We start from the raw sequence: 12,276 nt of genomic DNA, 5'->3' as shown, positions 1-12,276 counted from the left end.
GGTGTCAGGGTTAACCAATGTGCCGGTGCATATCATCACCGGCTTTCTGGGCAGCGGCAAAACAACGCTTATCCACAACCTGATCGAGCAGAAGCCTGTGGATGAAAAGTGGGCGATCCTGGTCAACGAGTTTGGTCAGATCGGCATTGACCAGGCAATGTTCGAAACACGTGACGATGTGGTGGTCAAAGGCTTGCCGGGTGGCTGTCTATGCTGCCAGCTAGCGTTCGTGATGCAGGCGGCTCTGGTCAACCTACTGGCTCGCAGCCAACCCGACCGGGTGATCATCGAGCCCTCAGGGCTTGGCCATCCGGCAGGTTTGGTGGATCTGCTGCGCAGCGAGGCATTTCAGGGTGTCGTCGACGTACGCGATATTGTGACGACGCTGGACCCGCGTCGCATGGATGAACCGCGCGTGGTCGCCCACGAAACCTTCCGCGACCAGCTCGAGATTGCCGACGCCATTGCCCTAACCATGCGCGACCAAAGCACCGCCGAGCAGCTCAGTGCGGCCCACGCCTTCGTTGCCGAACGTTGGCCACCGCGCAAGTGGGTCCATGAGGTCGATCATGGCCGGCTGCCACTGGCACGCCTGCTGGAAAGCGGCAGCGCTCAACGCGACGCGCTTGAAACGCCTGCGGCTCACCAACCACTGTCCGCCACTCCCAGCCTCGAAGGCGGCTTTTTCGACTTCCCGCCCGCTCCTGGCACGCCACAATGTGAAACCGGTGCATCGCTGGGTTACACAAGTATCGGCTTGCGCTGGCACCCGAGTGACTGCTTTGACCTGGACCGCCTGGCCGCCTATTTCGGCGAGCTTTCCCGGGACATGCGGATCAAGGGCGTCTTCCACACCCATGATGGCTGGCGACAGCTCAACCGCGCAGATGGCACGCTAAGCGTCACGCCATCCACCTGGCGTCAGGACTCACGCCTGGAAATCATTGCCCCCGAATCATCCTCTCCTCATATGCCCAGCGCTGAATCACTCAAAGCGGCGCTCGCCGACACCTTGAAAAGCTAAGGACTCATGCCTCAGCCACGCCTCAAGGACGTCCAGGGGCATGGGCTGCCCGAACAGGAAGCCTTGGTAAGTTTGGCAGCCATGGGCCGAAAGCCACGCCTGCTGGGCGTCGCTCTCGACGCCTTCGGCCACGATCTCCAGCGACAGGCTTTGTGCCAGCGCAATGGTGCTCTCCACGATGGCGGCATTCGCCTTGCTGTCGATCACCTGTTGGACAAAGGATTGATCGATTTTTAGCTGATCCAGAGGCAGGTGCGCCAAATAGGCCAGCGATGAGTAACCGGTGCCATAATCATCCAACGAAAAACGCACGCCCTGCTGCTTGAGTTGCCGCATTTTCTCACGGGCATCATCGCGCTCTTCGACAAAGAGCGACTCCGTCACTTCCAGTTTCAGTCTGTGACTGGGCGCGCCCGTGCGCTGCAATATCGACTCCACCTTGTTGACGAAATCGACCTGCCGGAACTGCAGCGGGCTGACGTTGACCGCCACGCTCAACTCGGCAAACCCAGGCTGATGGGCCCACTGTGCCAATTGCTGACAGGCCGCCTCCAGCACCCAATCACCTACCGGGTTGATCAGCTCGGTCGATTCGAGCAGGGGAATGAACTCGCCAGGCATGACCAATCCGCGTTCGGGATGCTGCCAACGCAGCAGACCTTCGACCCCTATGCAGCGGCCCTCCTGGTCAATTTGAGGCTGATAATGCAGCCGCCATTCCTCATTCGCCAACGCTTGACTCAGTTCGTTTTCCAGGCGAACCCGTGCCAGCAACTCAGCTTGCATGGTAGGGTCAAAAAAGCTCAAGGCGCAGCGACCACTGCTTTTGGCCTGGAAAAGCGCCATGTCCGCCTGCTGCAAGTAATCATCGACTGAGCTGGCGTGGTCGTTTACCACCGTAATCCCGATACTTGCCGTGACGTTAAGGCTCTCGCCCCGGATCATCACCGGCAGCCGAATCAAGTCTTGAAGTTTCTGTGCGATATTTTCGGCAAGTTCAGCAGTATGCTCCCGGCTTTTACTCATGCCTTCGATCAGCACAGCGAATTCATCGCTCCCCAGCCGCGCCAGGGTGTCCGTTTCACGCAGCATTTGCCCCATTAAACGGGCGAGATGCTGCAGCAGTTGATCACCAACGTAGTGGCCCAGGGTATCGTTGATTTGCTTGAAGTTATCGATATCGATAAACAGCAAGGCCCCCCAGCGAGCATGACGATTCACGTCCTTTAACGCCGCTTCCATGCGATCCATGAACAGACGCCGATTGGCAAGCCCGGTCAACGGGTCGTAAAACGCCAGTTGGTGAATTTCCTGCTCTGCCGCTTTACTCTCGCTAATGTCGCTCATGGTGGCCACGTAATGGGTCAGCGCGCCTTGCGGGTCGTAAACGGCGCTAATGGTCAGCCATTCGGGAAATACATCGCCATTCTTGCGCCGACTCCAGATTTCTCCTTCCCAACTCCCGGCCACCTGAACCCGTTGCCATAATTTGCGGTAGAAAGCACTATCATGGCGGCCAGAGTTCAATATCCGCGTGCTTTTACCCACCAGCTCGTCTTCGCTATAGCCGGTAATCCGCGTAAAGGTGTTGTTGACTTTCAAAACATGGCCGTTTGCATCGGCGATCAACATGCCCAGATGGGTCTGGAAGGCCGTGGCGGAGATGCGCAGTTCCGCTTCACTTTGGTGTAACCGATGTTCAAAGCGCAGCCGGTTAAGGTAGTGACGCACGCCCCAGGCGCCCAGCAGCGCAATCAGCAGCATTACGCCTGCCAGTATACCGGCACGCTGTCGCCAGTTGGCCAACTGAAGCTGGACGTCTTCGCCTACGACCACGAGCAGCGGCAACTCTTCTATCCACTGCATCTGAAACAGGCGTTCGCGCTGGTCCAGCGGGGAGGTCAAACGCAGCGACCATGTATCAGCCCCGCGCTCAAGCATCATGCGTGTCTCGGGGCTTTCCACCTGCCACCCGGCGGTGATGGGTTCCTCAAGGGGGGGTAAACGGGCAATCAGCTTTAGCTCGCTATCCACCAGCGCAATACTCTCACCACTGGATAAGCCCAGCCTTTTCAGAGCACGCTCAAAGACAAGGGGCGATATACGCGCCACCGCAATGCCGCCAAACTCGCCGTTGTCACGGGTCAAGCGCCGCGCTTGATAGAGGTAATACTGTTCATCATCCGATGCCGAGTAGAGCGGCGTCACCATTTTGGTGCGATCATCCTGATCACGAAAGGCTTTAAAAAACGCGCTGCCGCTGAGATCAAGCCCCACCAGGTTGGCTCGCAGCGCGCTGGCTTGGACAATGCCGTTGGCATCGATAATGCCGATATCATCAATCCAATCGACGGAACGCGTTCGGTTACGTAGTACCTGCTGAATAGACGAAGGCGCGTCCTGCGGCGGAATGCCCTGCACCTGCACAAGTTCGGCAATACTCAACAGCGCTTGGCCGCTCTGCGCGAAAACGCCTTTCGCCCACTCGGTCACGACATCGGCACGGGCCGCGTTGCGCGTTTCAAGAGCTTGAATTTCCTGTCGATACTGTTCGTAGAGTACCCACACAAAGATACTCAGGAGCAGCAACAGCGCCACCCCGTAAAGCGTTAAAGCACCACGGCGCTGCTGGCGATACTTCTTCGCCAAATCGGCCGATAACGGGGTAACAGGTTGTGGCATTGCGCGGGCGCCTTGTCATAAAGTGGCACTAAACAAACAGAACCGTCCTAACATAAGCTCAAACGTCGATGATATTGAAGAACTATTTTTGAAAAGTACATCGGCCTTTTTCGATTCCTCTATCATTAAATCAACTGATTACCCGCCATGAGAGCTTGATATGCCCGCGCTTGGTCAAATGAGCGACTATGAGATTCGCCTGATTCGTGTTTTTCAAACGGTGGTGGAGTGCGGTGGCTTTACGGCGGCCGAGACCACGCTGGGCATCAGCCGGTCAGCAATCAGCCAGCATATGAACGACCTGGAAGGGCGGCTGGGCTTTTCGCTGTGTCAGCGAGGACGTGGCGGGTTCAGCCTGACCGAAGAAGGCAAGGAGATTTATCAGGCAGGCCTGACGCTGATTTCCGCGCTGGAAACCTTCAAAAGTGATGTCAACGCGCTGCATCACACCATCAGGGGCGAGCTGAATATCGGCATTACCGACAATCTGGTGACGCTACCCGCCATGAATGTCACCCATGCGTTGGCCAAACTCAGCGCCCCGGAGCACGATGTCACGCTGAACATACACATGGAGCCCTCGGATGCGGTGATTCGCAGCGTGATGGATGGCCACCTGCATGTCGGGGTCGTGCCCGCGGTCAACCTGCCCACCAGCCTGGATACTCAGCATCTCTACGATGAACCTTCCTTCCTGTACTGCTCGGTGGGGCACCCGTTGTTCGATAAGGCCAGCGATCGCCTCACGCTGGCCGAGCTTGCGTACCATCCCGCCATATCGCCCCGCTATCCACTGCCCGCTGAGGCACGCCAGGCCCACGATGCCCTCAACCTGCGCGCCTCCGCGTCTGACCGTGAGGGCGCGGCATTTTTGATTCTCACCGGACGATTTATTGGTTTTCTTCCCGAGCACGTCGCGGATCAATGGGTCTCGGCAGGCAAAATGCGCGCCCTGAACAGCACAAGCCAGCACTACCGTATCCCCTTTGTGCTCATTGCCCGCCGCGACCGCCGCCCCAACCGTGTCGTTGACGCCTTTTTAAACTTCATCGATACGCCACAAACGCCAACACCCGGCATCTAGCCGGGTGTTGGTGAGGCATCTTGGTAAAGTGCGTGTCGCGCGACTAGGGGAGTTGCTCGGCAGGCTCCTTGTCCGCCACCGGCGACGGCCCCACCGACGGTGCGGAGGAAAGCACCTGACTGGCGACATAGTAAACGATCGCGCCAAGCGCCGAGCCGGTAAACCAGCCGTAGTCATAGAACCAGTACATCGTGCCGGTGGTCAGCGAAATCAGTGTCAGCGCCACGGGCACGCCAAAGGCGATAAAACCGGCAATATTGACAGCCGGATACGCATGGCTGTCCATATACAGGCTGGGCACATCCAGACGCTGCTTTTTAATCAGGAAGTAATCCACGGCCATGATACCGGCGATCGGGCCCAGCAGGCTGGAATACCCCAGCAGCCAGTTGGAGTACATCTGTTCAAGCGATACCCCCGGGGGAATGATGCCCGCTTTTTGTAGCAGGTCGTAACCCATCAGCAGCACACCCACCGCGCCAGTTAGAAGAACGCCTCGAGTCTGGTTGATCAATTTGGGCGCAATATTCTGGAAATCATTGGTGGGTGAAACAATGTTCGCCGCCGTATTCGTCGATAGGGTTGCGACGATAATCAACAACATCGCCAATACGACCCAAAACGGGCTATCGATCATGCCAATCAGATTGACCGGATCGGCAATCGTTTGCCCTACCAGCGACTCAGAGGCAGCGGTCATCACCACACCCAGCGAGGCAAAGAAAAACATCGTCAGCGGCAGGCCGATCACCTGCCCGGCAATCTGGTCTTTCTGGCTTTTGGCAAAGCGACTGAAGTCAGGAATATTCAGCGACAGCGTGGCCCAGAAGCCCACCATGGCAGTTAACCCGGCAAAGAAGTAGCCATACACCGACGCCCCTTCAGGACGCGATGGCGGCTGCGCCAGCAGCTCGGTCATCGAGGTGTGCGGCCAGGCCCACACCATCAAACCGATACCCACCGCCAGCAGCAAAGGCGCAGCCAGCGTTTCCAGCCATTTGATCGATTCCGCACCGCGAATCACTACGTACAGGTTCATCGCGCCAAACACGAAGAAACCGATGACCTCACCGACGCCCCCCAGCGCCGCCCAGGCCGGCATCAGTTCCGAGAGCAAAAGATGAATGGCCAACCCGCCAAACATGGTCTGGATACCAAACCACCCGCATCCGACCAGGGCGCGCACCAGACACGGTACGTTGGAGCCAAAGATGCCGAACGAGGAGCGCAGGACTACGGGGAAAGGAATCCCGAATTTCGTCCCCGGAAAGGCGTTGAGCGTCAGCGGAATCAAGACAATCACATTGGCGAGTAATATCGCGAACAGCGCCTCGCCAACGCTCAAGCCGAAGTAGGCCGTTAACACGCCCCCCAGCGTATAGGTGGGTACGCAAATCGCCATTCCCACCCAAAGCGCGGCGATATTCCATTTTGACCAGGTTCGCTCGCTTGCTTGCGTGGGTGCAATGTCCTCATTGAAACGCGAACTGGAACGAACGTCGTCCCCCACGTCCAGCTCAATCAGCCCGTCTCGATCTACCATTTGAGAGGTTGTTTTCGTCATTGGTCTCTCCTCAGTGTCATCCTGCTTCCCAGAAAACCCTCACGGTCTGAGGTTATTTCAAGCAATAAGCGTGCCGACTAAGTCGCCCTAGTCACTTAACTTATTGATCAAAAAACTGTCTTCAAGGACAAGAATTTTATTGTTTTCGTCATCTTTCCGACTTCTGAGTCACCGAATACCCGGCGGACTCAAAAAGGCTAGATCAAAAAAAATATTTGCACCAATTTTAAACATGAAAAACTGAATTTATTTCCATAATAAAAATACAAATCACTGATTTAAAATAGTTAATTTAAAAATCCAAAACAGTGCGCACCTTCACCAGATTAGGGCTTCCTCAATGCTAAAATAAAAAAATCAATTTAACTCAATGAGTTAAAATCCATCTTAAAAAAACCACCGACTGACTTGCTAAAACGCACAACCTGACGATACTTTCTTAAAAGCTGTCTCAATGGTCAGCTTTGCGAACCACCCGCTTAAAACAGAACATCAAATAACACCAATATTTTGGCCTAACGCTATTAAGAGGGATTGTCTGATGCAGAAGATGAAAATCGGCCTGATTCAAATGGGCCTGAAAACCAGCACCGACCTGGAACCCGCGGCCATCCGCGACGCCATGAACGAAGCCCACCTGCCGATGATCGAGAAAGCGGCAGAACAGGGCGTGCAGGTGCTCTGCTTCCAGGAAGTGTTCAATCAGCCCTACTTTTGCCCCAGCCAGGACGGCAAGTGGTATGCCGCCGCCGAGCAGGTGCCGGAGGGCCCCACCTGCCAGATGATGCAGAAACTCGCCGCCAAGCACCGCATGGTCATCATCGTCCCCGTCTTTGAGGAAACCGAGACCGGCGTGTACTACAACACCGCCGCGGTGTTCGATGCCGACGGCAGCTACCTGGGCAAGTACCACAAAACGCATATCCCCCAGATCGCGGGCTTTTGGGAGAAGTTTTTCTTCAAGCCGGGCCAATCCAACTGGCCGGTGTTCGATACCGCCTTTGGCAAAATCGGCGTGTATATCTGCTATGACCGCCACTTCCCCGAGGGCTGGCGGGCGCTGGCACTCAACGGCGCCGAGGTGATTTTCAACCCTTCCGCCACCGTCGCCGGGCTCTCCCAATACCTGTGGGAGCTGGAGCAGCCCGCCTCGGCCGCCGCCAACGGCTGCTTTATCGCCGCCATCAACCGCGTGGGTACCGAGGCACCGTGGAATATCGGCAATTTCTACGGCTCCAGCTATATCGTTAACCCGCGCGGCAAGATCGAGGCCCAGGCCAGCGAAACCGAGGATGAACTGCTGGTCCACGAGATCGATTTGGACATGGTGCGCGAGGTACGCAACAACTGGCAGTTCTTCCGCGACCGCCGCCCGGAAACCTACACCCGTCTGACCGACGGCGAGTAGCCAGGCCACCTGATAAGCCAAGGAGCGAACAATGAGCCTATTGATCAAGGGCGGCACCGTCGTCACCAATACCGATACCTACCGCGCCGACGTGCTCTGCGTCGACGGTAAAATCCACGCCATCGGCACCCATCTAGACGTTCCCGCTGATTGCGAGGTGGTCGATGCCAGCGACCAGTTGGTGATGCCCGGCGGCATCGACCCGCATACCCATATGCAGCTGCCGTTCATGGGCACCGTGGCCAGCGAAGACTTCTACACCGGCACCGCGGCCGCGCTGGCGGGCGGCACCACGTCCATCATCGATTTTGTGATTCCTCAGCCAGGGCAATCGCTGCTGGAGGCTTTCGAAACCTGGCAGGGCTGGGCCGAAAAAGCCGCCACCGACTTTGCCTTCCATGTGGCGATCACCTGGTGGGACGATAGCGTGCGCGAGGAAATGGGCACCCTGGTGCAGGAGCACGGGGTCAACAGCTTCAAGCACTTCATGGCCTACAAGGGCGCCATCATGGCCACCGACGATATTCTGGTGGAGAGCTTCTCGCGCTGCCTGGAACTGGGCGCGGTGCCGACGGTGCATGCCGAAAACGGCGAGCTGGTCTATCACATGCAGCAGAAACTGCTCGCCCAGGGCATCACCGGACCGGAAGCCCACCCGCTTTCGCGCCCGCCCCAGGTGGAAGGCGAGGCGGCCAGCCGCGCCATTCGTATCGCCAGCACCCTGGGCGCACCGATTTATCTGGTGCACGTTTCCACCAAGGACGCGGTAGACGAAATTGCCTACGCCCGCGACCAGGGGCACCAGGTTTACGGCGAATGCCTGGCCGGTCATCTCATGATCGACGACAGCGTCTACCAGGATACCGACTGGGGCCGTGCCGCGGCGCATGTGATGAGCCCGCCCTTCCGCCCCAAGGGCCACCAGGAAGCGCTTTGGCACGGCCTGCAGTCCGGCAACCTGCAGACCACCGCCACCGACCACTGCTGTTTCTGCGCCGACCAGAAGGCCGCGGGCAAGGACGATTTCACCAAGATCCCCAACGGCACCGCCGGGGTCGAAGACCGCATGGCCGTGCTGTGGGACGAAGGCGTCAACACCGGCAAGCTTTCGCCCCAGGAATTCGTCGCCCTGACGTCGACCAACACCGCCAAGATCTTCAACCTCTACCCCCGCAAGGGCGCCATTCAGGTGGGCGCGGACGCCGATATCGTGGTATGGGACCCCAACGGCACGCGCACGATCTCCGCCAAGACCCACCACCAGAACGTCGACTTCAACATCTTCGAAGGCAAAACGGTGCGCGGCATCCCCCGCCATACCATCAGCCAGGGCAAATGGGTGTGGCGCGACGGTGAGCTGCGCGCCGAGCGCGGCGCAGGCCGTTACCTAGAGCGCCCCGCCTACCCCGGCATGTTCGAGCTGCTGGCCAAGCGCGCCGAGCTGAATGCGCCGACGGCGGTCAAGCGCTGACCCATAAAGAACGACCAAGACCAACAGCTGTGCCCATAACAACAGCGGAGGCTCTACCGTGACTAGCCAACTGAACCATCTACCCAGCGCCAAAGAGGTCGGCACTTACGACCCATCTACGCTGGCAAGCAACTTTAGCGATCTTCACCCACCGCTGACGCACCGACAGGCGATGATCGAAAGCCAGCGCTGTCTTTACTGCTTTGATGCGCCCTGCGTGGAGGCCTGCCCGTCGGAAATCGATATCCCCAGCTTTATTCGCCAGATCAGCGAAAACAACATCAACGGCGCGGCCGAGACCATTCTGGAAGCCAACATCCTGGGTGGCAGCTGCGCCCGGGTGTGCCCCACCGAAATCCTCTGCGAGCGCAGCTGCGTGCGCAACCACGACGCCGAGTGCCAGCCGGTGCTGATCGGCTTGCTGCAGCGCCACGCCACCGACCACATGCAGTTCGATAGCCACCCGTTCAAGCGGGCGGCCACTACTGGCAGGCATATCGCCGTGGTGGGCGCCGGGCCAGCAGGGCTCTCCTGCGCCCATCGACTGGCGATGCTCGGCCACCAGGTGACCATTTTTGAAGCCGAACAAAAGCCCGGCGGGCTCAACGAGTACGGCATCGCCCGCTACAAGATGACCGACGACTTCGCCCGGAAGGAAGTCGAGTTTCTGCTCGAAATCGGCGGCATCGATATCCAGTACGGGAAGCGACTAGGCGACAACCTGGAACTAGCCACCCTGCATCAACAGTACGACAGCGTCTTTCTTGGCTTAGGCCTGGGTGCCAGCCGCGCTTTAGGGCTAACCGGCGACGATGCGCCCGGCCTGATGCCCGCCGTGGATTACATCAAGACCCTGCGTCAAACCGATGACCTGGGCAGCCTCGCCGTGGCCAAGCGCTGCATCGTGATCGGTGCGGGCAACACCGCCATCGACATGGCCACCCAGATGTCCCGTCTAGGCGCCAGCGAGGTAACGCTGGTCTACCGCCGCGGCGTCGAGGCGATGTCCGCCACCGATCATGAGCAAGAGATCGCCAAAGCCAACGGCGTGCGCATGATCACCTGGGCGCAGCCCGACGACATTCTGCTGGACAGCCAAGGCCGGGTGGCTGGCATGCGCTTTGCCAAGACCCGGGAACAGTCGGGGCAGTTGACCGCCACCGGCGAGACCTTCGAGATTGAAGCCGACGCCATCTTCAAGGCGATTGGCCAGGGCTTTGACGGTGAAAGTCTCAGCGGCGCCACCGCCGCCGAGCTTGCCCGGGACGGCGAACGCATCCACGTCGATGACATGTTCCGCACCTCACTGTCGAATGTTTACGCCGGTGGCGACTGCGTGAAGCCCGGTCAGGATCTTACCGTACAAGCCGTTCAGCACGGCAAACTGGCGGCGCACGCTATTCATCAGGCGCTCACCGCCAAGCAGGAGGCCGCATGAATACCCTCAACTTTACCCCCCCAGGCAAACACAACAGCAGTGACAGCGTGGTCAACGGCGTTGATCTATCGGTTAATTTTGCCGGCATCAAGGCCCCGAATCCGTTCTGGCTCGCCTCCGCCCCACCCACCGACAAGGCCTACAACGTGGTGCGCGCCTATGAGGCGGGCTGGGGCGGCGTGGTGTGGAAAACCCTCGGTGAGGAGCCGCCTGCGGTGAACGTCTCCTCGCGCTACTCGGCCCACTACGGCAAAAATCGAGAGGTGATCGGCTTTAACAATATCGAGCTGATTACCGACCGTTCGCTTGAGATCAACCTGAAAGAAATCACCCAGGTGAAGAAAGATTGGCCCGACCGCGCGCTGATCGTCTCCATCATGGTGCCCTGCAACGAAGAGGCCTGGGCGTATATTCTGCCCCTGGTGGAAGCCACCGGCGCGGACGGTATCGAGCTCAACCTGGGCTGCCCCCACGGCATGCCCGAGCGCGGCATGGGCGCGGCGGTAGGCCAAAACCCTGACCTGATCGAGAAGGTCACCTACTGGTGCAAGAAGCACTACTCCAAACCGGTAATCGTCAAACTCACGCCCAATATCACCGATATCCGTGCAGGCTCTCAGGCGGCGCTGCGCGGCGGCGCCGACGCGGTATCGCTGATCAACACCATCAACTCTATCACCAGCATCGACCTGGACAACATGGTCGCCAAACCCACCGTCGGCCACCAGAGCACCCACGGCGGCTACTGCGGCAGCGCCGTGAAACCCATCGCGATGAATATGGTCGCGGAAATCGCCCGGGACCCGGCGACGCCCACACTGCCGATTTCCGGCATCGGCGGCATTGCCACCTGGCGGGATGCGGCGGAGTTTATCGCCCTGGGGGCGGGCAGTGTGCAAGTGTGTACCGCGGCGATGCTCAACGGCTTCCGGATTGTGGAGGAGATGAAAGACGGGCTTTCCCGCTGGATGGCGGAAAAAGGCTACGACTCCATTGAAGCCTTTTCGCGCAAGGCGATACCCCAGACCACCGACTGGAAGCATCTGGATATCAACTTCAAGACCATCGCCAAGATCGACCAGGATCTGTGTATCGAGTGCGGCCGCTGCTATATCGCCTGCGAGGATACCTCCCACCAATCGATTGCCAAGCTGACCGAGCAGGACGGTTCGCGGCGCTATGAGGTGATCGAGGAAGAGTGCGTGGGCTGCAACCTGTGCCAGATCACCTGCCCGGTGGAAAACTGCATCACCATGGTCCCGCAGGAAACCGGCAAGCCCTTCCTGGCCTGGGATGATGACCCGCGCAACCCCTTCCGTGCGGCCTCTTGATGTAACGCCCTATAAAATGCCACCGCCCTCACTCTGTGGGTGCGGGGGCGTTTTGCTGTGTCACCTCATCCATATGGGCCTCGTGGGCCTCGGCCTGATTGAACTGCCCAATCCCCGAACGTCGATGAGCGTGAGCCTCCTCGCTTGACTGATCAATTCAGTACGCCTTGAAACATTAATGACAGTAACAGAGACGATCACTACACCGTCGGTTCTGCGGAGACCTATGTGAGTTAGGGCTCAGGGGGCGAATAAATCGTTGGTTTACCGCCTT

Annotated in this window: 8 protein-coding genes; 6 read left to right on the top strand and 2 right to left on the bottom strand. The window is 58.6% G+C overall.

All coding sequences use genetic code 11. The annotated features are described in order from the left end of the window. Position 1: 1 nt before the first annotated feature. Positions 2-1,024 (top strand): CobW family GTP-binding protein, encoded by a 1,023-nt coding sequence (locus NH395_RS14950; RefSeq protein ID WP_253025980.1) that lies wholly within the window; start codon positions 2-4, stop codon positions 1,022-1,024. Here NH395_RS14950 and NH395_RS14945 read toward each other — a convergent pair. Next, positions 986-3,706: an EAL domain-containing protein gene (locus tag NH395_RS14945; RefSeq protein ID WP_253025979.1), complete on the bottom strand. Its 2,721-nt coding sequence runs from the start codon at positions 3,704-3,706 to the stop codon at positions 986-988. The genes NH395_RS14950 and NH395_RS14945 overlap by 39 nt on opposite strands. Positions 3,707-3,866: 160 nt before the next feature. Between NH395_RS14945 and NH395_RS14940 the strand changes: the two genes are divergently transcribed. Further along, on the top strand, positions 3,867-4,790 hold the full coding sequence (locus tag NH395_RS14940; protein ID WP_253025978.1) for a LysR family transcriptional regulator: 924 nt from the start codon (positions 3,867-3,869) through the stop codon (positions 4,788-4,790). Positions 4,791-4,833: 43 nt separating this feature from the next. Here NH395_RS14940 and NH395_RS14935 read toward each other — a convergent pair whose 3' ends face one another. Then, positions 4,834-6,354, bottom strand: a complete 1,521-nt coding sequence (locus NH395_RS14935) for an NCS1 family nucleobase:cation symporter-1 (protein ID WP_253025977.1) — start codon at positions 6,352-6,354, stop codon at positions 4,834-4,836. A 541-nt stretch (positions 6,355-6,895) separates the two neighbouring features. Between NH395_RS14935 and NH395_RS14930 the strand changes: the two genes are divergently transcribed. From NH395_RS14930 to preA, 4 genes are read left to right on the top strand one after another with little or no spacing between them, the layout of a single operon-like run. Further along, positions 6,896-7,762: a nitrilase-related carbon-nitrogen hydrolase gene (locus NH395_RS14930; RefSeq protein ID WP_253025976.1), complete on the top strand. Its 867-nt coding sequence runs from the start codon at positions 6,896-6,898 to the stop codon at positions 7,760-7,762. 31 nt (positions 7,763-7,793) lie between these two features. Next, entirely contained in the window at positions 7,794-9,233 is a 1,440-nt protein-coding gene (gene hydA / locus NH395_RS14925) for a dihydropyrimidinase (protein ID WP_253025975.1), read from the top strand. A 58-nt stretch (positions 9,234-9,291) separates the two neighbouring features. Continuing rightward, the gene (locus tag NH395_RS14920; RefSeq protein WP_253025974.1) at positions 9,292-10,671 is read left to right on the top strand and encodes an NAD(P)-dependent oxidoreductase; all 1,380 of its coding nucleotides are present in this window, start codon (positions 9,292-9,294) and stop codon (positions 10,669-10,671) included. Further along, positions 10,668-12,002, top strand: a complete 1,335-nt coding sequence (gene preA, locus NH395_RS14915) for an NAD-dependent dihydropyrimidine dehydrogenase subunit PreA (protein ID WP_253025973.1) — start codon at positions 10,668-10,670, stop codon at positions 12,000-12,002. The genes NH395_RS14920 and preA overlap by 4 nt, the downstream gene beginning before the upstream one ends. The last annotated feature ends 274 nt before the right edge of the window (positions 12,003-12,276 follow it).

The organism is Halomonas sp. Mc5H-6 (assembly GCF_024124705.1).
GTDB classification, from domain to species: domain Bacteria; phylum Pseudomonadota; class Gammaproteobacteria; order Pseudomonadales; family Halomonadaceae; genus Vreelandella; species Vreelandella subterranea.
Note: the sequence above shows the minus strand (reverse complement) of the source record. Positions and strands in the feature narration are given on the sequence as shown.

Excerpts from the sequence above, each read along its gene's own strand:
- NH395_RS14945 (WP_253025979.1), bottom strand. The coding sequence starts at position 3,706 with ATGCCACAACCTGTTACCCCGTTATCGGCCGATTTGGCGAAGAAGTAT.
- NH395_RS14940 (WP_253025978.1), top strand. The coding sequence starts at position 3,867 with ATGCCCGCGCTTGGTCAAATGAGCGACTATGAGATTCGCCTGATTCGT.
- NH395_RS14935 (WP_253025977.1), bottom strand. The coding sequence starts at position 6,354 with ATGACGAAAACAACCTCTCAAATGGTAGATCGAGACGGGCTGATTGAG.
- NH395_RS14930 (WP_253025976.1), top strand. The coding sequence starts at position 6,896 with ATGCAGAAGATGAAAATCGGCCTGATTCAAATGGGCCTGAAAACCAGC.
- hydA (WP_253025975.1), top strand. The coding sequence starts at position 7,794 with ATGAGCCTATTGATCAAGGGCGGCACCGTCGTCACCAATACCGATACC.
- preA (WP_253025973.1), top strand. The coding sequence starts at position 10,668 with ATGAATACCCTCAACTTTACCCCCCCAGGCAAACACAACAGCAGTGAC.